22 protein-coding genes and 1 pseudogene are annotated in these 22,237 nt (G+C 54.5%); 6 read left to right on the top strand and 17 right to left on the bottom strand.

All coding sequences use genetic code 11. The features are described from left to right. Positions 1–32 precede the first annotated feature (32 nt). Positions 33–1,394: a sensor domain-containing diguanylate cyclase gene (locus SK51_RS16970; RefSeq protein ID WP_032671098.1), complete on the bottom strand. Its 1,362-nt coding sequence runs from the start codon at positions 1,392–1,394 to the stop codon at positions 33–35. A 196-nt stretch (positions 1,395–1,590) separates the two neighbouring features. Then, complete coding sequence (gene slyB, locus SK51_RS16965) at positions 1,591–2,058, bottom strand: outer membrane lipoprotein SlyB (RefSeq protein ID WP_048206852.1); 468 nt, start codon at positions 2,056–2,058, stop codon at positions 1,591–1,593. 255 nt (positions 2,059–2,313) lie between these two features. Between slyB and anmK the strand changes: the two genes are divergently transcribed. The 5 genes from anmK to pdxY all read left to right on the top strand — a co-directional run bounded on the left by anmK (position 2,314) and on the right by pdxY (position 6,896). Continuing rightward, positions 2,314–3,438 carry an anhydro-N-acetylmuramic acid kinase gene (gene anmK / locus SK51_RS16960; protein ID WP_023306005.1) on the top strand — a complete coding sequence of 375 codons (1,125 nt, stop codon included), beginning with the start codon at positions 2,314–2,316 and terminating at the stop codon, positions 3,436–3,438. A gap of 87 nt (positions 3,439–3,525) precedes the next feature. After that, entirely contained in the window at positions 3,526–3,855 is a 330-nt protein-coding gene (mliC, locus tag SK51_RS16955) for a C-type lysozyme inhibitor (RefSeq protein ID WP_100248986.1), read from the top strand. 57 nt (positions 3,856–3,912) lie between these two features. Next, a complete protein-coding gene (gene pdxH / locus SK51_RS16950) occupies positions 3,913–4,569 on the top strand; it encodes a pyridoxamine 5'-phosphate oxidase (protein ID WP_003857601.1) in 657 nt (218 codons plus the stop codon). Between the two features lie 125 nt (positions 4,570–4,694). Further along, positions 4,695–5,969, top strand: coding sequence for a tyrosine--tRNA ligase (gene tyrS, locus SK51_RS16945; RefSeq protein ID WP_023306008.1), 1,275 nt, complete (start codon positions 4,695–4,697; stop codon positions 5,967–5,969). 66 nt (positions 5,970–6,035) lie between these two features. Further along, the gene (pdxY, locus tag SK51_RS16940; RefSeq protein WP_023299959.1) at positions 6,036–6,896 is read left to right on the top strand and encodes a pyridoxal kinase PdxY; all 861 of its coding nucleotides are present in this window, start codon (positions 6,036–6,038) and stop codon (positions 6,894–6,896) included. 60 nt (positions 6,897–6,956) lie between these two features. Here the strand turns inward: pdxY and gstA are convergent, their stop codons facing one another. From gstA to blr, 12 genes are all read right to left on the bottom strand, one after another. Further along, positions 6,957–7,562, bottom strand: a complete 606-nt coding sequence (gene gstA / locus SK51_RS16935; protein ID WP_023306009.1) for a glutathione transferase GstA — start codon at positions 7,560–7,562, stop codon at positions 6,957–6,959. A gap of 105 nt (positions 7,563–7,667) precedes the next feature. Beyond that, complete coding sequence (gene dtpA / locus SK51_RS16930; RefSeq protein WP_023299961.1) at positions 7,668–9,176, bottom strand: dipeptide/tripeptide permease DtpA; 1,509 nt, start codon at positions 9,174–9,176, stop codon at positions 7,668–7,670. Positions 9,177–9,784: 608 nt separating this feature from the next. After that, the gene (gene nth, locus SK51_RS16925; protein ID WP_023306010.1) at positions 9,785–10,420 is read right to left on the bottom strand and encodes an endonuclease III; all 636 of its coding nucleotides are present in this window, start codon (positions 10,418–10,420) and stop codon (positions 9,785–9,787) included. Continuing rightward, positions 10,417–11,103 carry an electron transport complex subunit E gene (locus tag SK51_RS16920; protein ID WP_003857592.1) on the bottom strand — a complete coding sequence of 229 codons (687 nt, stop codon included), beginning with the start codon at positions 11,101–11,103 and terminating at the stop codon, positions 10,417–10,419. Before SK51_RS16920 ends, nth begins: the two co-directional genes overlap by 4 nt. Before the next feature lie 2 nt (positions 11,104–11,105). Continuing rightward, positions 11,106–11,726, bottom strand: a complete 621-nt coding sequence (gene rsxG, locus SK51_RS16915) for an electron transport complex subunit RsxG (RefSeq protein ID WP_023306011.1) — start codon at positions 11,724–11,726, stop codon at positions 11,106–11,108. A gap of 10 nt (positions 11,727–11,736) precedes the next feature. Beyond that, entirely contained in the window at positions 11,737–12,789 is a 1,053-nt protein-coding gene (gene rsxD / locus SK51_RS16910; RefSeq protein ID WP_023306012.1) for an electron transport complex subunit RsxD, read from the bottom strand. Continuing rightward, positions 12,790–14,811: an electron transport complex subunit RsxC gene (gene rsxC, locus SK51_RS16905; protein WP_023306013.1), complete on the bottom strand. Its 2,022-nt coding sequence runs from the start codon at positions 14,809–14,811 to the stop codon at positions 12,790–12,792. Beyond that, positions 14,804–15,382, bottom strand: a complete 579-nt coding sequence (gene rsxB, locus SK51_RS16900; RefSeq protein ID WP_023306014.1) for an electron transport complex subunit RsxB — start codon at positions 15,380–15,382, stop codon at positions 14,804–14,806. The genes rsxC and rsxB overlap by 8 nt, the downstream gene beginning before the upstream one ends. Beyond that, positions 15,382–15,963 carry an electron transport complex subunit RsxA gene (gene rsxA, locus SK51_RS16895; protein WP_022647920.1) on the bottom strand — a complete coding sequence of 194 codons (582 nt, stop codon included), beginning with the start codon at positions 15,961–15,963 and terminating at the stop codon, positions 15,382–15,384. Before rsxA ends, rsxB begins: the two co-directional genes overlap by 1 nt. Before the next feature lie 76 nt (positions 15,964–16,039). Continuing rightward, positions 16,040–16,480, bottom strand: coding sequence for a DUF2569 domain-containing protein (locus tag SK51_RS16890; RefSeq protein WP_015570663.1), 441 nt, complete (start codon positions 16,478–16,480; stop codon positions 16,040–16,042). Between the two features lie 85 nt (positions 16,481–16,565). Beyond that, complete coding sequence (ydgT, locus tag SK51_RS16885; RefSeq protein ID WP_000217941.1) at positions 16,566–16,781, bottom strand: transcription modulator YdgT; 216 nt, start codon at positions 16,779–16,781, stop codon at positions 16,566–16,568. A gap of 229 nt (positions 16,782–17,010) precedes the next feature. Then, positions 17,011–17,136 carry a division septum protein Blr gene (blr, locus tag SK51_RS16880; protein WP_151884424.1) on the bottom strand — a complete coding sequence of 42 codons (126 nt, stop codon included), beginning with the start codon at positions 17,134–17,136 and terminating at the stop codon, positions 17,011–17,013. A 239-nt stretch (positions 17,137–17,375) separates the two neighbouring features. On the opposite strand from blr, the gene SK51_RS16875 reads away from it, so the two are divergent. Next, positions 17,376–18,416 (top strand): oxidoreductase, encoded by a 1,041-nt coding sequence (locus SK51_RS16875; protein ID WP_023306015.1) that lies wholly within the window; start codon positions 17,376–17,378, stop codon positions 18,414–18,416. Positions 18,417–18,472: 56 nt separating this feature from the next. On the opposite strand, the gene add is transcribed toward SK51_RS16875, so the two are convergent. The 3 genes and pseudogenes from add to malX form a co-directional block, all read right to left on the bottom strand. After that, the gene (add, locus tag SK51_RS16870; RefSeq protein WP_022647922.1) at positions 18,473–19,471 is read right to left on the bottom strand and encodes an adenosine deaminase; all 999 of its coding nucleotides are present in this window, start codon (positions 19,469–19,471) and stop codon (positions 18,473–18,475) included. A 96-nt stretch (positions 19,472–19,567) separates the two neighbouring features. Continuing rightward, a complete protein-coding gene (locus SK51_RS16865; RefSeq protein WP_023306016.1) occupies positions 19,568–20,740 on the bottom strand; it encodes a MalY/PatB family protein in 1,173 nt (390 codons plus the stop codon). Positions 20,741–20,789: 49 nt separating this feature from the next. Then, positions 20,790–22,196, bottom strand: a pseudogene (gene malX, locus SK51_RS16860) (maltose/glucose-specific PTS transporter subunit IIBC); the annotation flags it as partial. Positions 22,197–22,237: the final 41 nt, after the last annotated feature.

Genomic DNA, 22,237 nt, shown 5'->3' with positions numbered 1-22,237 from the left:
GTAAAGGCCTTGCGAAATCAAGGCCTTTCTTATTATCTGAACACCACCACCCGGTTGCGCCCTGTCTCTTTTGCCTCATACATGGCTTTATCCGCGCTCTCCACGCAGGTTTCCGCACTGGTTTCCGGCGAGGTTGCGGTGAATACGCCCATGCTGATGGTAATGGGTTCCGGCAGATGACCGCCGCTGCTGGCTTTATCAAACCCGCTCAGCTTGAGGCGAATGCGCTCGGCCACCTGCCGCGCGGCGTCTGAAGGGGTATTTGTCAGCATCAACACAAACTCTTCACCACCGATTCGGGCCGCGATATCCTGGGGGCGCACGGAATCCGTCAACAGATTAGAGACGAACTGTAATACCTTATCGCCCTGCAAATGCCCGTAACAGTCGTTGATACGTTTGAAACGGTCAAGGTCGCTTACCACCACCGATACCGGGTGTGCCTCCGTTGCAGAGCTGAGGGCATAGTTTAATGAATCATAAAAATAGCTGCGATTATAAAGACGGGTAAGCGGGTCGCGGATTGAATTTTGATATGACTGCTGGTATTTGACGTGCGAGTCACGATACAAATTAAAGACGTCGGAAAGCAAAATGAAAATAATCATTAATGTCGCGACAGTTTCGAATAACCGGGCGCGGTACCATGATACATCTTCTACGTATCCACCTAACAACAGCATTAACAGCGTGACGACATAACAGACGCATAAAAAATTGCCGCCCGCCCAGAACAAATTTTTTATCCGGGTCACGACCATCAGGGTGATTAATGTGACAACCCAAAGAATGACCAAAATGATGTTGATGGTCTGGCTCCAGAGAATCATGAACTGCCGGGTTTCATTATCCACAAGATCCAGGGTTAACGTCGTGGAATGGCTGGAATAGAACCACGCCAGCCAAAGCATGCAGCCCGTAAAGAGAGCCGATCCGACAACAATACCGATGTGGGTGCTTCGTGAAAGGGGGGAAACGCGAAGCGTATAAAGTAAGGCTGAGGCCATCATGAGCACCGCCATTAAGAGGTGTCGGAACATATAAAAGATCATCGCGTCATTATAGTTCGCCTCGTTGAACTGATAGAGATCCAGCCAGCCTGGAAAACTGGATAGCGTACCCACCATCAGCAGTGCTGAACCGGCAAAGGCTGACGCAATCGGAACGAGATATAGCCGTTTTTTATCACACCAGTATTTCATTGCCATAAAACAGGCGATAAACAGATGGAATACCAGAAGAAAAATAGTGAGCGTAGGGAAAAATAGCGGAGAGAATGAAGGAACCCATTCAACAAGTTTTATAAAACAACCTTGTAACACGGCAATGATAAAAATGCACCCAAGTGCAAAGGCCACAAAGCGGTTCATTACAAATCGACAGTTCGCAAGCATAGAATGTTAAAAAATTAAAAAGAGGAAAAAGAGAATCAGACGAGTCTAAAGGAGGGAAATAAAAAATACTTTGCGCAGGAACAATATCAGAGGGAATTAATTATACGCCGTGTGAATGAATTTTTTTAAATACATTTTTTAAAATGATAGTTTTTGTAAATGGATGCGGCCCGAAAGGACCGCATCCGTCGGGATATTAACGCGGGGAGACGGTGACATGGCTACCGTTGCTTGCCAGTACAACACGCTGGCCTGCAGAGAAGCGAGTATTACCCTGTTTCTGCACAACCATAATGGTGCTGCCATCGTCTTTACGGATTTCCAGCTCAACGCCCTGAGTTTTGTTCATCGCACCCTGAACGCCCTGACCCGCTACGCCGCCTGCAACTGCGCCTGCTGCGGTAGCCAGAGAGCGACCGGTGCCGCCACCAATGGTGTTACCCAGGAAACCACCCAGCACAGCACCACCGATTGCGCCCACGACGTTCGTGTCATCACCACCCTGAATCTGAACAGGACGGGCATTAACGATAGTACCGTAGGTCACGTTCTGTACCTGTTTAGCTTCAGAAGCACTATATACGTCGCCGGAGAGTGAATTGTCGTTCACACAACCCGCCAGTGTTAAACCAATCAGCGAAACGCCCAGTACACGTAAAATCATTTGACTCTCCTGTTCACCAAAAAACGCCCGGTTGGGGCATCCGTTATGGCTAAATTATATGGCATTCCTGACCACAGTTCATATCTTTGCATGCCGAATAGATAAATTTTACCTGAACGGGGCTTAACGGGACATAAACAAAAACCGTCTGTGCTACAGGTCTGAGATTGTTAAAAAATATTATCACCGGATAGCAAAGCAGCGTTATTTATGATGGAGTGGTTGCACTTAGCCCATGTAACGTAAGGAAAGCGCATGAAATCGGGTCGCTATATCGGTGTGATGTCTGGTACCAGTCTTGACGGTGTGGATGTCGTTCTGGCCGCCATTGATGAAAACATGGTGGCGCAGCAGGCAAGCCTGACCTGGCCTATTCCGGTCTCGTTAAAAGAAGAGATCCTGAACATCTGCCAGGGGCAACAGCTGACGCTTTCCCAACTGGGCCAACTGGATGTGCGTCTGGGGGCGCTGTTTGCTGATGCGGTATTGGCCCTGATGCAGCAAGAAAGACTTCATCCGCAGGATGTCGTGGCAATAGGCTGCCATGGACAGACCGTCTGGCATGAACCTGTCGGCGAGGCGCCGCACACGATGCAAATTGGCGATAATAACCAGATTGTGGCAAAAACCGGCGTGACGGTGGTGGGGGATTTCCGTCGTCGCGATATGGCCCTCGGCGGGCAGGGGGCGCCGCTGGTTCCGGCATTTCATCAGGCGCTGCTGGCGCACCCGGTGGAGCGCAGAATGGTTCTGAACATTGGCGGGATTGCCAACCTGTCGATGCTCATTCCCGGGCAGCCCGTGCGTGGATACGATACCGGGCCCGGTAATATGCTGATGGATGCCTGGATCTGGCGTCAGAACGGTAAACCCTACGACAAAGACGCGCAGTGGGCCAGCCAGGGGAAAGTGATCCTTCCCTTGCTGCAAGCCCTGTTAAGCGATCCATTCTTTGCCCTGCCAGCGCCGAAAAGCACGGGGCGAGAGTATTTCAACTACGGCTGGCTTGAACGTCATCTGGCACGCTTCCCCGGCCTTGCGCCTCAGGATGTGCAGGCTACGCTGACTGAGCTTACCGCCGTGTCGATTTCTGAACAAGTGTTGCTCAGCGGCGGGTGCGAGCGTCTGCTGGTATGCGGAGGCGGAAGCCGCAACCCGCTCCTGATGGCACGCCTCGCCGCCTTGCTGCCGGGCACCGAAGTCACGACCACTGACGAAGCCGGGATCAGCGGAGACGACATGGAAGCGCTGGCCTTCGCCTGGCTTGCCTGGCGTACGGTTGCCGGTCTGCCCGGGAATTTACCCTCCGTAACCGGTGCGCGGGAGGCGAGCGTCCTCGGTGCTATTTTCCCGGCAAATCCGCGCCATAATCAGAGTTAACTGAAATTCAGCGGGAGGCATAACCCGTAAAATAGGGAAAAACAGGAGGGCGGTTAGGCCCTCCAGGACCAGGATAGTCTTCGGAATCTGCCCATGAAAAAACTTCTTCTCATTGCTGTACCTTTTCTTATGACCGGATGCAGCGTCTATAACCAGTTCGTTGAGCGTATGCAAACCGATAAGCTGGAATATCGTTGTGATGAAAAACCGCTGACGGTGAAGCTGAACAACACTCGCCAGGAAGCCAGCTTTGTTTATGACAATAAGTTGTTGACGCTGAAGCAGGGGATGTCCGCCTCCGGGGCGCGTTACACGGATGGGATCTACGTCTTCTGGTCAAAAGGTGACAGCGCCACCGTCTATAAGCGAGACCGCATTGTGCTGAACAATTGTCAGCTGGAAAATCCGAAGCGTTGAGATTTTTGAAGGGGGCGCGCACAATAGCGCCACCCAACCTCACTTTCAGCTAACGCCATGTCAGATAACGACGAACTACAGCAAATTGCGCATCTGCGCCGTGAATACACCAAAGGCGGTCTGCGCCGCCAGGATCTTCCCGCCGAACCGCTGGTGCTTTTTGAACGCTGGCTGAAACAGGCCTGCGAAGCGAAACTGGCCGACCCGACGGCGATGGTCGTTGCCACGGTTGATGAAAACGGTCAGCCGTATCAACGCATCGTTCTTCTTAAGCATTATGACGAGAAAGGGCTGGTGTTCTACACCAACCTTGGTAGTCGTAAAGCGCATCACCTGGAAAATAATCCGCGTATTAGCCTGCTCTTCCCGTGGCATATGCTTGAGCGCCAGGTGATGGTTACCGGCAAGGCAGAGCGCCTCTCTACGCTCGAAGTGGTGAAATATTTCCACAGCCGACCGCGCGACAGTCAGATTGGCGCCTGGGTTTCTAAACAGTCCAGCCGAATCTCGGCCCGCGGCGTACTTGAAAGTAAATTCCTCGAACTCAAACAGAAGTTTCAGCAGGGTGAAGTGCCGCTGCCGAGTTTCTGGGGCGGGTTCCGCATCCCCATTGAGCAGATGGAATTCTGGCAGGGCGGTGAGCACCGCCTGCACGATCGCTTTTTATACCAGCGCGACAACGGTGGCTGGAAAATAGACCGACTGGCACCGTAATCCCCAAAATTTGTTGATTTAAGCGCTAGCGCACACCGCGCTGGCGCTTTATTCTATGGTCCTTTCGCATCAGGCGAAAAGTCGTGTACCGGCAAAGGTGCAGTCGTTTATACATGGAGAATTTGATGGCAAGCAGTAACTTGATTAAACAATTGCAAGAGCGGGGCCTGGTGGCCCAGGTGACGGACGAGGAAGCGTTAGCAGAGCGACTGGCGCTAGGCCCGATCGCGCTCTATTGCGGCTTCGATCCCACCGCTGACAGCTTGCATTTGGGGCATCTTGTTCCATTGTTATGCCTGAAACGCTTCCAGATGGCGGGTCATAAGCCTGTTGCCCTGGTTGGCGGTGCGACTGGTCTGATTGGCGACCCAAGTTTCAAAGCCGCTGAGCGTAAGCTGAATACCGAAGACACCGTGCAGGAGTGGGTGGATAAGATCCGTAAACAGGTTGCACCGTTCCTGGATTTCAACTGTGGTGACAACGCTGCGATTGCGGCGAACAACTACGACTGGTTTGGTGGCATGAACGTGCTGACGTTCCTGCGTGACATCGGCAAACACTTCTCTGTTAACCAGATGATTAACAAAGAAGCGGTCAAGCAGCGTCTTAACCGTGACGATCAGGGTATCTCTTTCACCGAGTTCTCCTACAACCTGTTGCAGGGGTATGACTTCGCCTGCCTGAACAAGCTGCACGGCGTGTCGCTGCAAATTGGCGGTTCTGATCAGTGGGGAAACATCACCTCCGGTATCGATCTGACCCGTCGCCTTCACCAGAATCAGGTGTTTGGTCTGACCGTGCCGCTGATCACCAAAGCAGACGGTACCAAGTTTGGTAAAACCGAAGGCGGCGCAGTATGGCTTGATCCGAAGAAAACCAGCCCGTACAAATTCTACCAGTTCTGGATCAACACGGCGGATGCCGATGTTTATCGCTTCCTGAAATTCTTCACCTTTATGGATATCGAAGAAATCAATGCGCTGGAAGAAGAAGACAAGAACAGCGGTAAAGCACCGCGCGCCCAGTATGTGCTGGCCGACGAAGTGACTAAACTGGTTCATGGTGAAGAAGGTCTGGCAGCGGCGAAACGCATTACGGCGAGCCTGTTCAACGGGACCCTGAGCGATTTAAGCGAAGAGGATTTCGAACAGCTTGCTCAGGATGGCGTGCCGATGGTGGAGATGGAAAAAGGCGCCGATCTGATGCAGGCGCTGGTGGACTCCGAGCTCCAGCCGTCTCGCGGTCAGGCGCGTAAAACCATCGCCTCTAACGCGATCACCATTAATGGCGAAAAACAGGCCGATCCGGAATACACCTTTACCGAGAACGACCGTCTCTATGGTCGCTACACGCTGCTGCGTCGCGGTAAGAAAAATTACTGCCTGGTCTGCTGGAAGTAATTAAAAGTACGCAGGGGCGTGGGAAACCACGCCCCTTTTGTTTTGACAGGGTTTGGTAAGTACAACATGAAGAACATCCTCGCCATTCAGTCCCACGTTGTTTTTGGACATGCTGGCAACAGCGCTGCGGAATTCCCGATGCGCCGCCTCGGGGCCAACGTCTGGCCCCTCAATACCGTTCAGTTCTCGAATCACACCCAGTACGGTAAATGGACCGGCTGCGTGATGCCGCCGTCGCATCTGACGGAGATCGTTCAGGGGATTGCGGATATCGACCAGCTTAAACGCTGCGATGCCGTACTGAGCGGTTATCTGGGTTCGGCGGAGCAGGGGGAGCATATCCTCGGCATTGTGCGCCAGGTGAAAGCGGCAAACCCCGCGGCGAAATATTTCTGCGATCCGGTGATGGGACATCCGGAAAAAGGCTGCATCGTCGCGCCGGGCGTTGCGGAGTTTCATGTCCGTCATGCATTGCCTGCCAGCGATATTATTGCGCCCAACCTGATTGAACTTGAGATCCTGTGCGAGCATCCAGTCAACAGCGTAGAAGAGGCTGTACGCGCCTCTCGCGAGCTCATCGCCCAGGGGCCAGAGATTGTACTGGTTAAGCACCTGGCACGCGCAGGGTTGAGCCAGGACCGTTTTGAGATGCTGCTGGTGACCAAGGACGAAGCCTGGCACATCAGTCGACCGCTGGTGGATTTCGGTGCACGTCAGCCTGTCGGAGTTGGGGATGTGACCAGCGGTTTGCTGCTGGTGAAGCTATTGCAGGGCGCAAGCCTGCGCGATGCGCTGGAGCACGTCACCGCAGCCGTTTATGAAATCATGATTGCGACGAAGACGATGCAGGAATATGAGCTCCAGGTGGTCGCGGCGCAGGATCGCATCGCGAAGCCCGAGCATTATTTCAGCGCAACCCAATTGTAAGAGCAGGGATAGTGTAGGCCGGGTAAGCGCAGCGCCACCCGGCAATACAGCGCGCTCGGATTAATTCAACCCTTCTGCCTTCAGCGCCGCTGCAACCGCAGGGCGTGCCGCTACGCGTTCCATATACGACGCAATATGATCTAATCCTTCCAGGTTCAGCTTCACCGCGCGCGCCCAGCGCAGAACGGTAAACAGATACGCATCAGCAATGGTGAAACGCGCACCGCAGATCCACTGATCGTCTTTCAGTGAGTCATTAATGTACTGCATCTTTTTCTCAAGTAACGCACGTACGGTCGGTTTGTACTCTTCCGGAGTATCCGGGCGGAACAGCGGCGTAAAGCCTTTGTGCAGCTCGGTCGCGATGTAGTTAAGCCACTCAAGGGTTTTATAGCGAGAGATACTGCCTGTTGGTGCCAGCAGCTGACGATCAGGCACGTTGTCGGCCAGGTACTGCATAATCGCCACGCCTTCGGTCAGCAGCGTACCGTCATCCAGCAGCAGGGCCGGAACCTGCCCTTTTGGGTTAATCGCAAAAAAGTCATCCCCGTTTTCCAGGCGCTTTTTCATCAGGTCAACGCCGTCCAGCGTGAAATCCTTACCGCTCTCGCGAAGGGTGATATGCGAAGCAAGAGAGCAGGCGCCCGGTTTATAGAACAGTTTCATCGGTAACTCCTTTTTGCTGAGGTTCCCGCTATGTTAGTGCGCGTTCAGATAAAAAAAAAGCCGCTAATCAATTAGCGGCTTCTGTTCAGTCGTTTCCCGATGACATTACGCGTTCGCGGTGTTGGTCGCTTTAGCGGATTTGTCGTCGTCCTGCGTCATACGATTGAGTTTTGGTGCGGTGAGCAGCATCAGCACGGCAATTACGGCTGTCGCGATACCAATTTGCATGAACACGGTGCCGTAGACGTTCAGGGAGACCAGCGGGTCGGTAACGTTGTCCGGTACCGCCATCAGGTTCGCAATCTTACCTGCAATGATGGCTGCGCCAGCGGTCGTCAGGAACCAGCTACCCATGATGAAGCCCATCAGACGCTGAGGGACCAGCTGTGCAACCATCGCCAGGCCCAGACCGGAGATCATCAGTTCACCGATGGATTGCAGCGCATAGCTCAGGATCAGCCAGTTAACAGACACGATACCCGCGTCGGTCGCGAATTTCGTCCCCAGCGGCAGCACCAGGAATGCGCCAGAGCACAGCACCATACCGATCGCGAACTTGTGCGGCATCGGCAGACGGTCGCCCATCTTGTTATAGATAGCGGCCAGAATCGGGCTACCAATCATGATCCAGAACGGGTTCAGTGCCTGGTACTGCTCCGGCTCGAACGCGATACCCAGGATGGAGTGCTCAACGTTGCGGATTGCGAAGAAGTTCAGAGACGTCGGCATCTGGCTGTACAGGACGAAGAAGATAATCGCTTCCAGCATCAGGATGAACGCCACAATCATCTTACGACGTGCCGCACCCTGCATCGCGAAGGCTTCTTTAGCGAAGATAATCACGATACCCAGCGCAACCACGGCCAGTACGGCACGTGCAATACCCTGGTTGTGCAGCAGCCAGGTCGCGACAGCGGCCAGGATCACAATGCCGACGATGGTTGCCAGCAGTTTGCCCATATGCACGGGTTCGAAGTCTGGTTTAGAACCATAATCTTTAACCCAGCTGCGACAGAACAGGAAGTTCACAACGGTGATCAGCATACCCACGAAGCTCAGCGCAAACGCTACGCTCCAGCCGAATTTCGCGGCCAGCCATGGGGTTGCCAGCATAGAGAAGAATGAACCGATGTTGATGGACATGTAGTACATGGTAAATGCACCGTCCAGACGCGGATCATCTTTGTTGTAGCAGGTAGAAAGCAGGGAGGACGGGTTAGCCTTAAAGAGGCCGTTACCTACCGCGATGGTAGCCATGCCCATGTATACCACGCCCGCATCGTGCCCGGACCATGCAACCAGACCATAGCCAATCGCCAGAACCACGGCGCCCAGCATAATGACACGTTTCGTACCGAGGACTTTATCGCCTAACCAGCCGCCGATGGCGACCAGGCCATAGACCAGAGCGCTGAAGGACGAGAACAGCGTGATGGAATCGGCTTCGGACATACCCAGTTGCTTAACCAGGTAAACGGCCATAATCCCTTGCAGGCCGTAGTAGCCAAAACGCTCCCATAATTCGATAGAGAAAATGAGATAGAACGCTTTAGGCTGTTTGAAAGCGTTAAGACTTACGCTCTCATCTGTTGGTTTATTGTTTGCAGTAGACACATATACCTCTTTTTTTACATCCCATATTAACGGGGGTGTTCATAGCGTGATGACCGTAGTCCATCCGCTTTATAGTTATATTGGGAGGGGAAACGGCGGGTAATGTTCACTATCCAGCCCCATCTGGCAATACGTTTGTAATAATCTGTTACATATAACTGTGGCGGTATAATCATCGGTTCACGCAAATGTTATGTAGCGTTAAATTTCATCCGTTGAGAATTGGTGGTTTTTTTCACTGTAAATGACCCTGATGAATGGCTGTATGGCGATATGTTCTGCTATTTTGGGTGAAAGGCAGTGATATAGCCCATATTCTGAAAAATGACTGGTCTTATATGCGGTGAGTAAACGAGGAGATCTTGTCTGGCAAAGGCGTGGAGAGGGTTTTAACAACAAAAATCCAACATCAAGTTATCAGAGTGATCGCGATCACAGATGTATAGAAATTTTTGGTGATGAAAAAACTATTAACCTGTTTGAGTGTTAAATATCCGCAGAATCGACAACACTTTATGGACAATGAGAGGGAAAATTACGGCCAAGGGAGAAGATATCAGAGCCCTTGTTTAATCTAAGGGCTTGAACAGTAACAAGTGGATGTACCTTCAGGGATAGACTTTTTCTTTGTATTCACAGAGATCTTCGATAATGCAGGAGCCGCAGCGTGGCTTACGTGCAATACAGGTATAGCGCCCGTGAAGGATTAGCCAGTGATGGCAATCCACCTTAAATTCCGCAGGGACCACTTTTAATAGCTTTTCTTCCACCTCTTCCACGTTTTTACCCGGCGCGAACCGGGTGCGATTAGAAACGCGGAAGATGTGAGTGTCCACGGCGATCGTCGGCCAGCCAAACGCCGTGTTGAGCACGACATTTGCCGTTTTACGCCCGACGCCTGGCAACGCTTCCAGCGCTGCGCGATCTTCCGGGACTTCACCGCCGTGCTGCTCAAGCAGGATCCGGCAGGTCTTAATGACGTTTTCGGCCTTACTGTTAAACAGGCCGATGGTCTTGATATAGGATTTTACCCCTTCAACCCCCAGCCCCAGCATGGCCTGCGGCGTATTGGCTACAGGGTAGAGCAGGGCCGTGGCTTTGTTGACGCTCACGTCAGTGGCCTGCGCAGAGAGCAGCACCGCGATCAACAGTTCAAACGGCGAGTTAAAATTCAGCTCTGTCGTTGGATGAGGATTCTCATCGCGCAGGCGCGTCAGGATCGCAATGCGTTTCTCTTTATTCATACTGCTTTCTCGGGGATCCCTTCCTGTACGCTGCGTTCAGCGGCGCGGCGTTTACGTTTTTCATCAATCAGGTATTTTAACGCCAGCATCATCCCAAGGCCAATGAAGGCGCCTGGCGGTAGCATGGCCAGCAGGAATGGGGTGTCCGTATGGAACACCTCGATACGCAGCGATTTCGCCCAGCCGCCAAGCAGCGCGTCCGCACCGTCGAAGAGCGTACCGTTGCCCAGAATTTCACGCAGAGAGCCGAGGACGAACATGGCGGCAGTCGCGCCCATGCCGATGGAAAACCCATCCAGCGCGGAAATTGCCGGGTTGTTTTTCACCGCGAAGGCTTCAGCGCGTCCCACGACAATACAGTTAGTCACGATAAGCGGAATGAAGATCCCGAGCGACTGGTACAGGCCAAATGCGTAGGCGTTAATTAGCATTTGCACGACGCTGACCACCGATGCAATGATCATGACATAAATCGGAATACGGATTTCCGATGGCGTCCAGCGGCGCAAAACAGAAATGGAGAAGTTGGTCAGGGTCAGCACCAGCGTGGTCGCCAGCCCCAGCCCGAGCGCGTTGGTGGCGGTAGACGTCACCGCCAGCAGCGGGCACAATCCCAACAGCTGTACCAGTGCCGAGTTGTTTTTCCAGAGTCCCTGGACGATAACCTCTTTAACCTGGCTCATGGTCACTCCTCACAGGCGTAAAGATGATTGATCTGCGCGGGCAGCGTTTCGGCATACAGACCGGCGCGTTTGACGGCGTTGACGACCGCGCGGGGCGTAATCGTGGCGCCCGTGAACTGGTCAAACTCACCGCCATCTTTTTTCACCGCGAAAGCAGGATCGTCCTCGCCATGAATCATCTTACCGGCAAAGTGTAAAATCCAGTCGCTCAGGCGTGTTTCAATTTTGTCGCCAAGGCCCGGCGTTTCGTGATGTTCCGTCACGCGCGTACCCAGCACGGTGCCGGAAAAATCGCTGCCTACCAGCAGCTGAATTGCGCCAGAGTAACCGTCCGGCGCGGTGGCTTCCATGATGGCACCCACCGGGTTCTCGCCCTTACGGGCAATATAAACGCGGTGTGTTCCTTTACCGAGCTGCGGGGCCTGCACGACAAAGCAGCTTTTTTGCAGGTTATTATCATAGAAGTCTGATGGGATCACCTGATCGAACAACGCCTTTTGCTGCTTCATTGCCTGCTCTTCAATGGTGCTTTTCGTCAGTTCATTTACCAGCGCGGTCAGCCCGGTGAGGGCGGCGGCGAAGATCGCCAGCGTGACGCCGTGTTTTTGCATAGTCTTTAGCATGGCGTAACCCTTAGCGATGACCGTACACGCGTGGACGCGTGTAGTAGTCGATGAGCGGAACGGTGATGTTAGCCAGCAGTACGGCAAATGCCACGCCGTCCGGATAGCCACCAAAGCTGCGAATAAGCCAGACCAGCAAGCCCGCCAGCGCGCCGAAAATCAGACGACCTCGGTTGGTGGTAGAGGCGGTGACCGGATCGGTCAGAATAAAGAATGCCCCGAGCATGGTCGCGCCGGAGAGCAGATGGAGCTGCGGGCTGGCCAGTGACTCAGGTGAGATGACCCAGCCGAGCGTTGAACAGACGGCCAGCGTCACCAGGAAGCTCACCGGAATATGCCAGCGGATCGCTTTTTGTTGCAGCAGGAAGGCACCGCCCAACAGGTAGGCCAGATTGACCCACTGCCAGCCCGCACCCGCCAGTACGCCGCTGTAAATAGACGATTTCATCACCTGCTCGACGCTGTGGCCGGCACGCAGGGAGGTTTTGAAGGTATCGAGCGGGGTGGCCTGGCTGATGCCATCCACGCCCATGCGAAGCGCGTTCATATCCGCGCCCATCGCGGTGTCGCCAGTAAAGATAACGTTCAGGGCATCCATAAAGCCGGGCACCGTGGCGGCGATCTCATGCGGCGGCAGCCAGCTGGTCATCTGTACCGGGAAGGAGATCAGTAGCACCACGTAACCAATCATTGCCGGGTTAAACGGGTTATGGCCCAGCCCACCGTACAGCTGCTTGGCGATGATCACCGCAAATATCGTACCCAATACTACCATCCACCACGGGGCGAACGGGGGAATGCTGATGGCAAGCAACAGGCCGGTCAACAGGGCGGAGTTATCGCTCAGGATGCGAGTCACCTCCATTTTGCGCAGCTTCAGGATCGCTGCTTCCGCTGCGACGGCACTGGCGCAACCCAGAACTAACTGGAAAAGCGTACCCCAGCCGAAAAACCAACACTGTACGGCAATACCTGGCAACGCGGCCAGGCACACCAGCATCATAATACGCGATGTCTGGCGCTGGTTATGGGTGTAAGGGGAACTTGCAATTCTGAAAACCATTTAATCCTCGTTAACGGCTTGCTGCGCGGCTTTCTTTGCCTGAACACGCGCAATCGCGGCGGCGACTGCGGCTTTGCGTGGATCGTCGTTGGCGGCCGCAGGCCGTTCGTCCTGCTGTGCCGCTTTTCGTGCTTTGGCACGGGCGATGGCCGCTTCAACGGCGGCTTTACGTGGGTCGACAGGCGCTTCACTCTCTTCGGCAGGCTGAAGCTGTGCCGCTTTACGTGCTTTGGCGCGGGCGATAGCGGCTTCAACGGCCGCCTTGCGCGGATCGGTCGCTTCCTGTTCAACCACCACTGTCTGTTGACCGGCTTTACGGGCTTTTGCCCTGGCGATAGCCGCTTCCACCGCCGCTTTACGCGGGTCTGTGTCGGCTTCCGGTTTGGCGTTTTGCGCCTTCTCCGCCTGACGTGCGCGCGCTTCGGCTTTACGCGCTTCGCGGGCGGCAATCGCTTCGCTATTGTCCGGCTTTTGGCCAGACACGATCGCTACCGGCTGAGCGGCAGTCGCGTTCTTCTCCCGCACACGGGCGAGGGCAGCGTTAATCGCATCCTGATCTTTCGCCGCAGGCTGCACGGCAGCCTGCTTATGGCGTTCCTGACGGGCTTGTTTCTCGCGCTCCAGTCGCGCCTGGCGCGCTTCAAAGCGGGCCTTCGCCTCAGCGGCACGTTTTTCTTCCATGGAGATAGCGTAGATTTCGGCTTTCTCCTGACGGAAGTACTGCACCAGCGGAATATTGCTTGGGCAGACCCAGGCACAGGCACCGCATTCAATACAGTCAGCCAGGTTATGCGCCTGGGCTTTATCGTGCAGCTGGCCTTTGCTGTACCAGTACAACTGCTGCGGCAGCAAGTCTGCCGGACACGCATCCGCGCAGGCGCTACAGCGTATACAACCTTTCTCTTCCTGCGTTTCGCCCATCTCCGTTGGGGAAGGGGCGAGCAGGCAGTTGGTAATCTTCACCACTGGCACATCCAGCCACGGCAGGGTAAAGCCCATCAGCGGGCCGCCCATAATGACCATCTGCTCGCTCCCCGGGCAGAAGCCAGCCTGTTCCAGCAGATGATGCACCGGCGTACCCAGACGCGCCCAGACGTTGCCGGGACGGGAGACGGACTCGCCGGTCAGCGTGACGACGCGTTCGGTCAATGGCTCGCCGTCAATCACCGCACGTTTCACCGCGTAGGCAGTACCCACGTTTTGCATCAGCACGCCGATATCGGACGAACGGCCCCCGTGGGGGACCTGTTTTCCGGTCAGGATCTGCGTCAGCTGCTTCGCCCCGCCTGACGGGTATTTGGTCGGGATCACGCGCAGGGCGATATCATGGCTGTCCGCCAGTACCGCACGTAGCATCGAAATGGCCTGCGGTTTATTGTCCTCAATACCGATCAGCACTTCGCGGGGTTGCAGGATATGCGCAAGAATGCGAATACCTTCCACCACCTGCGCGGCACAGTCCTGCATCAGACGATCATCGGCGGTGATGTACGGTTCGCACTCGGCGGCGTTAATAATCAGCGTTTCGATTTTATCGCCGCCGCCGTGAAGCTTGGCGCCGGTCGGGAAGCCAGCGCCTCCAAGACCTGCTACGCCAAACTGATGAATGCGTTCAATCAGCGCTTCACGGCTGCGGGAACGGTAGTCGCTCCAGCCGTCACGATCGATCCAGAGATCTTCCCCGTCGGCTTCAATGATGACGCTCAGCTCAGACAACGCCGAGGGATGGGCAACGGTATGGGGGGCAACAGCCACCACCTTGCCCGAAGTCGGGGCATGTATCGGCAACATACGTCCACGACCAAAGGTCAGCGGCTGGCCGCGAAGGACGGTATCGCCTTCTTTCACGCACAGCTCGCCTTCCGCGCCGATGTGCTGTTTCAATGGCATCACGTAGCGGGTCGCCAGCGGAATTTGACGCAGCGGCGTACCGTTTGACTGGGTTTTCATTTCCGGGGGATGGATACCGCCGTCGAAGTCCCAGATCTTCTCTTTTCTGAAAGCAGAAAATAACTTAAGCATGTTGTTCCACAGGAATATTGCGAACCGGAATGGTCTGAAGATTCCATTTCCAGCTTTCGGTCGTCGTTTCAACCGGGCGGAGTTCTATACACTGCGTCGGGCAGGGGGCCACGCAGAGGTTACAACCGGTGCACAGGTCCGCCACAACGGTGTGCATGGCGCGGGTTGCGCCTACAATGGCGTCGACAGGGCACGCCTGAATACATTTGGTGCAGCCGATGCAGTTGGCTTCGTCGATAACAGCAAGGGCACGAACGGGCTCCTGCGCCTGTTCATCGCCGTCGACAGGCTGCGGATCGACATTCAGCAGGGCAGCTATTTTAAGCATGACCGCTTCGCCACCCGGCGCGCAGCGGTTGATCTTTTCTCCCTGCACGCCCACCGCCTCAGCGTAAGGACGGCAGCCAGGGTAGCCGCACTGCCCACACTGGCTCTGCGGCAAAAGCTCATCAATTTTTTCTACCACCGGATCGTCCTCTACCGCAAACCGGCGGGAGGCATAACCCAGAATGATGCCAAAGACGAGTCCCAGTACGCTGATGGACGCGATGGCAATCCAGATAGCACTCATTACAACTTCACCAGACCACTAAAGCCCATAAAGGCCAGAGACATTAAACCTGCGGTCACCAGAGCGATGGCGTTACCGCGAAACGGCGCGGGAATATCCGCCGCTGCCAGACGCTCGCGAATCGACGCGAACAGGACCATAACAAAAGAGAAACCGACCGCCGCGGAAAAACCGTACAGCGCCGACTGCATGAAATTATGCCCAAGGTTGATGTTGAGCAGCGCCACGCCCAGCACAGCACAGTTGGTGGTGATGAGGGGCAGAAAAATACCCAACAGGCGATACAGGGCAGGGCTGGTTTTACGCACTACCATTTCGGTAAATTGCACCACCACCGCAATGACCAGAATAAAGGACAAGGTGCGCAGGTAGAGCATGTCCAGCGGGATCAGGATCCAGGTATCAATCAGCCATGCGCAAATGGAGGCCATCGTCATCACGAAGGTGGTGGCCAGCCCCATGCCCATTGCCGTCTCCAGCTTTTTGGAGACCCCCATAAACGGGCACAGGCCAAGGAACTTCACCAGTACGAAGTTATTAACCAGCACAGTTCCGACAAAGAGCAGTAAGTAATCGGTCATTATTTAGCCTGAAATAAAAGAGCCGCCTATTATCGGATAAACGACAACAGGCCACAACAGGTTAACTGTAAGGTTATTACGGGTTAACGAAGGTCTTCTTAACGCGCGTCGACCGCTTGAAATAGGGCACCAGAAGCGCCGTTGCAAGCAACGGAAAGAGTAGCTGGCGAACCGCCAGTGCATCAGAAACTGGCGAAAAAGCGAACGCTTTGACGGCAAGCAGCACGGAGACCAGCAGCCAGATAATGTAATGTTTCGGCACGCTTTTGCGGCGTTTGAAGAAGGCGATGGTCAGCCAAAGCGTGTAGTACCACATCGCGATTGCGAAAACGAACGACACAAACCACGTCGCAATATTGAGCGCACTCTGAGACATCAGTGTCTGGATAGCATGAGGAGTAACCAGTGCAGTGGTGTAAAGCAACAGCGCCAGCGAAGCGCTTAATAAAGCCACCAGCAGCCATGCCAGCGGGGCGATTAACCAGCCCCCAATTCTCTCTCCAGGCAATGCGGTCATACGCTCTCCCATAGTCTGCGCGAAATGTTATACAGAAATTTGCAGGGCGGAGAGTATATAACATTTCACGCCGAAGGCTACTTTCTTATACAACGTAACGCCAGACAGATTTAGGTACTTCCCCCACGTTGAACAGACGACCGCCAGAGACGAGTTCGGCGCGACGATGGTCAGCCGCGCGGTACATATTGATGATGTCCTGATTATCCGACAGCGTGTAGTTCAGATGGTCAAACAGTTTTTCCAGGCTTTCGAGGGAATTGATCTTGCGAAATTTTAATAAATAGTCCTGAACTGTCATATTAATAAGTTTCCATATAAAAGGGTAATACCCATAAAGGTAATGCGTTCGAATAATAAACGGATTAATAAAGACGTAAACTGTCCACTCGGGTAACGCGACGAAATTAGGAGTTTTCTTTGCGAAGATTCAGGCATCAGCAGATGCCTGGAAGAGAAGGGTAACCCCGTTCATTACGGCTGGCAATACGTTCCATGACGTAATGTGTCACGCTTTATGACGATGCGGCTTACTTTTGTTGAGCAACAGTAACAGGCTCCGGCGGCTGGTAGTTATCGATATGGCTGGCAATGCCGAGCAACACGACTGAAACGCCAAGGACAATCCATCCCGCTAATTCAATGATTCGATTAATTATTGATGACATATTTTGTGTTTGTAATTTATCCATAAATACAGATTGCAAATGTTACAGCGGCCTTTTCGACAGAGCAAGCGCTTTGGGAACGATTCCCGGGCCCCATATACACACTTTAATGCGAGGTAACAAAAAAAGCTGTCGCGAGATGCTATTTTAACTCACAGGGCACATTATTAATCTGTGCGTTAAGCACAAGGCCAGTGATAAATAAGCGCACAGCGAGGGGGCATACGATGAGTGAAAACATCCGCGTCGGTCTTATTGGCTACGGGTACGCAAGCAAAACCTTTCATGCGCCGCTGGTTGCTGGCACGCCGGGAATGGAACTGGCGGCTATCACAAGCAGCGATGAAACCAAAGTCCATGCCGACTGGCCAGCCGTGCCGGTGGTAACGGAGCCTAAGCATCTGTTTAACGATCCTAATATTGACCTTATTGTCATTCCCACCCCTAACGACACCCATTTCCCCCTGGCGAAAGCGGCGCTGGAGGCTGGCAAACATGTCGTTGTCGATAAGCCTTTTACCGTGACGTTGTCACAGGCGCGCGAGCTGGATGCGCTGGCGCGAAGCCTGGGTCGGTTATTGTCGGTCTTTCACAACCGGCGCTGGGATAGTGATTTCCTGACGATCAAAGCGCTGATAAACGAAGGCACGCTCGGCGAAATTGCTTTTTTTGAGTCTCACTTCGATCGTTATCGTCCGCAGGTGCGAGATCGCTGGCGCGAGCAGGCGGGACCGGGCAGCGGCATCTGGTATGACTTAGCGCCGCATCTTCTCGATCAGGCCGTTCATCTGTTTGGTCTGCCCGTAAGCATGACGGTCGATTTAGCGCAGCTCAGGCCGGGGGCGCAGACCACCGACTATTTCCACGCCGTTTTGAGTTATCCGCAGCGGCGCATTGTGCTGCACGGGACAATGCTTGCGGCGGCGGAATCGGCCCGCTATATCCTTCACGGGGCGCGCGGCAGCTATGTGAAGTTCGGCCTGGATCCGCAGGAAGAGCGCCTCAAAAATGGCGAACGCTTACCGCAGGAGGACTGGGGCTACGACATGCGGGACGGGGTGGTGACGCGTGCGGAGGGTGAGGTACTGGTTGAAGAGACGGTGTTGACCCAGCCTGGGAACTATCCGGCGTATTACGCCGCAATTCGTGACGCGCTGAACGGTTCAGGTGAAAATCCGGTTCCGGCGAGCCAGGCAATCCAGATTATGGAGCTCATCGAGCTGGGGATCGAATCTGCCAAACATCGCGCAACGCTCTGTCTGGCATAAGTGCCAAACGCTTTCGTAGGCCGGGTAAGCGCAGCGCCACCCGGCAGTAAAGAGGACTACTGAGCAACTTTATCGCGCAGCGCCTGTTTCTCTTCAGGCGTCAGGAAGGCGATCTCCAGCCCGTTGATTTGCGCCTGACGGATCTGCTCGCGGCTCAGCCCGGCCTGCGGCGCGGCGATGTTGTATTCGTGAATAATATCCACGCCCTGAACCGCCGGATCGTCCGTGTTCAGTGAAGCCAGCACCCCGTGTTCAAGGAAGGTTTTCAGTGGGTGTTGCGCCAGCGACGCCACTGTACTGGTCTGAATATTGGAGGTCAGGCAGGATTCGATTCCAATACGTTGTTCGGCGAGGAAATCCATCAGCGCGCGATCTTCAATGGCTTTCACGCCGTGACCAATACGTTCCGCACCCAGTTCACGAATGGCCTGCCAGATGCTTTCCGGCCCCGCAGCTTCGCCCGCATGAACAGTTATATGCCATCCTGCATCACGTGCGCGGTTGAAATGAGACAGGAACAGGCTGCCCGGGAAGCCCAATTCATCACCGGCCAGGTCGATGGCGGTGATCTGGTCGCGATGCGCCAGTAACGCTTCCAGCTCCTGAAGACAGGCCGCTTCACCGAAGGTACGGCTCATAATGCCGATCAAACGCGCCTGAACGTCAAAGGTTTTGCAGCCTTCACGCACGCCTTCAATGACCGCTTCAACCACGCCCGCTACGGGGAGACTGTGGGTCATCGCCATATAGCCCGGAGAGAAACGCAGTTCGACATAGTGCAGGCCGTTGCGAGCGGCATCTTCGATGTTTTCAAAGGCGACACGGCGACAGGCATCGAGCGAGGCCAGCATCTTCACGCCCCAGTCAAGCTTGCTCAGAAAACTTACCAGATCCGGCTCGTTCGACGTCACCTGGACATGGGGGATCAGGGTTTCAAGCGTTTCGGCAGGAAGCGTTAAATTGAACTGGCGACCAAGATCGAGAATAGTTTGGGCACGAATGTTCCCGTCGAGGTGGCGGTGAATATCAGTTAAAGGCAGGCGTGTATCAATCATGGTCGCACTCTTTGCTGGTTAAAGTGCGCCATATTATAAAAACAAAACGGGGGAAAAAGCTATTTGCGCAAGGGAATATTCCGTTGCGCAAATAATTTACAGCAGAGTGTTGATGCCCGCGATGAGGCGCTGAACGCCCTGTTCAAGCTTACTACGCGGACAGCCAGCGTTCAGTCGCACATAGCCTTTTCCTTCATCCCCATAAGTATATCCCGGCATGATGGCCACTTTTTGCTGTTCAATCAGCACGTTTTGTAGCGTTTTGTCATCAATACCGAGTGGGCTGAGATCAATCCAGGCCAGATATGTGGCCTCTGGCGGTTGCCAGTTGAGTGTCGGAAATGCAGCATTCAGTTCGTCAGCAATGTAGCGCAGGTTTTCTTCGAGATAGGTCCGCAGCGCGTCCAGCCAGGGTTCGCCCTGCCGGTAAGCAGCAATGTGCGCGGTCAGCGCCAGCACGGAAGGGGAAGAGAGTCCGTCCCGCCCTTTTAATGCATTCAGATAGGCGTTACGGCTGTCGTCATCGGCGATAAGCCCCCAGGCGCCCGTCAGTGCCGGAATATTGAAGCTTTTGGAACCGGAGGTCAGCAGCGCCCATTTACCGCGTGCAACCTCATTCCACGGGGTATGGCGATGCGTGCCCCATACCATGTCCATATGAATTTCGTCGCTGATTACCGCCACATCATGACGGCTGCAAAGCGTTGCAATAGTGGCCAGCTCTTCCCGCGTCCAGACTTTGCCGGTTGGATTTTGCGGGCTACACAGCAGCAGAACCGTGTTTTCCGGTTTTGCCAGCGCCGCTTCCAGCGCGGCCATATTGCCGTCCCAGCCACGCGCCGTTTTCTGCATCGGCACGGAAACAACGGTACGCTGGTTGCCTTCAATGGCTTTATAAAAGGCATCGTAAGCCGGGGTATGAACCACCACGCCGTCGCCAGGCGCGGACCATATGCGGATCAGCTCCGAGACCATATAAATGACCGACGGCCCATACACTACGGTTTCGGTATCAATCTGACTGTTAAAGCGTTGCCGGAACCAGTGCGCCACGGCAGCCAGAAATTCGTCATTTTTCCAGCGGCTGTAGCCAAACACGCCGTGGTTGATGCGCTGGTGCAGCGCATCGGTAATACAGGGAGCGGTGGCGAAATCCATATCAGAGATGGTAAAGGGCAGCAGGTCGGCAGCCCCAAAACGGTCAGCGACATAATCCCACTGGGTACACCAGGTGCCGTGTCGATCCACGACGGTAGAAAAATCAAACATGACGGTGCTCCGTAAAGTAAAACCCCCTCATGACGAGGGGGGCGAGGCATCAGGCTTCGACGGTTCGCATCAGGGTTGCCAGCTCATCCTTCACTGACTGTACCTGCGGGCCAATGACGACCTGCAAATTGTGTTGATTTAACTGTACCACGCCGATAGCCCGGTTAGCTTTAAGTGCGTTGGTATCCACTTTGGACATGTCCGCCACCGACAAACGCAGGCGGGTGATGCAGTTATCCAGAGAGGTAATGTTATCCGCACCGCCCAGCGCCGCCAGAATAGCCGGCGTGTTATATCCGGATTTCCCAACGGTACCGGCCACTGCCTGTTCAACGCTGGTGGCCGTATCGGTATCGCGGCCAGGCGTTTTCAGGTTAAAGCGGGTGATGGCGAAGCGGAAGATCCCGTAGTAAACCGCGAACCAGATGGCGGCCACAACCGGCACCAGATACCACTTGGTGGACAGGCCGTGCAGGATACCGAATACCACGAAGTCAATCACGTTACCGTCGGTGTTACCGATGGTTACACCGAGCACAGCCATCACGGTAAAGCCCAGGCCCGTCAGTACGGCGTGGATGAGGTACAGCACCGGTGCCACGAACAGGAACAGGAACTCGATAGGTTCTGTTGTACCGCCCACCACGCAGGCAATAACGCCGGAGATCAGAAGGCCTTTAATTTTATGACGATTTTCCGGACGGGCACAGTGGTACATCGCCAGCGCAGCGCCCGGCAGGCCGCCGAGGAAGGCAGGCATTTTCCCCTGAGAGAGGAAACGCGTCGCACTTTCAGAGAAGCCGTGCGTGGTCGGGCAGCTCAGCTGGGCCTGGAAGATGGTCAGCGCGCCGCTAACGGAATGACCGCAAACGTCCATAGTACCGCCTGCTTCAGTAAAACGGATCAGGGCAACCAGGATGTGCTGTAAACCAAATGGCAGCAGCAGACGTTCACCCGTACCGAAAATCATCGGGCCGAAATCACCCGCGCCGTTGATAATGCGGCCAATTCCGGTGATCCCCATGGCAAAAACCGGCCAAATCAGAGGGATGATCAGACCAAACAGACCCATCACAACCAGCGTAATGATTGGCACAAAGCGGGTGCCGCCGAAGAAGGCCAGCGCATCGGGCAGGCGGATGTTATGAAAGCGCTCGTGCAGCATCCAGATAATCACTCCCGCGATCACGGCTCCAAGGATCCCGGTATCGATGGACTGAATTCCAATCACGCTCTGAATGTTATTGGCTTTCAGTACCGCCGCGTCGGTCGTGGGCAGGATCCCTTTGGCGGTCAGCCAGAAGTTAACCGCAAGGTTCATGACCGCATAGCCAACGAAGCCCGCAAACGCCGCCACGCCTTTGTTTTCGCGCGCCAGACCCAGAGGAATGGCGATACAGAACATTACCGGCAGGAAGCTAAAGGCAAAAGAGCCGACCTTGCTCATCCAGATGAATCATGATTGAAGTGATATTGATATTTAAAATCAGATACTTG

The organism is Enterobacter sp. MGH85 (assembly GCF_001037655.1).
Taxonomy (GTDB): Bacteria; Pseudomonadota; Gammaproteobacteria; order Enterobacterales; family Enterobacteriaceae; genus Enterobacter; species Enterobacter intestinihominis.
This window is presented reverse-complemented; position numbering and strand designations above follow the sequence as displayed.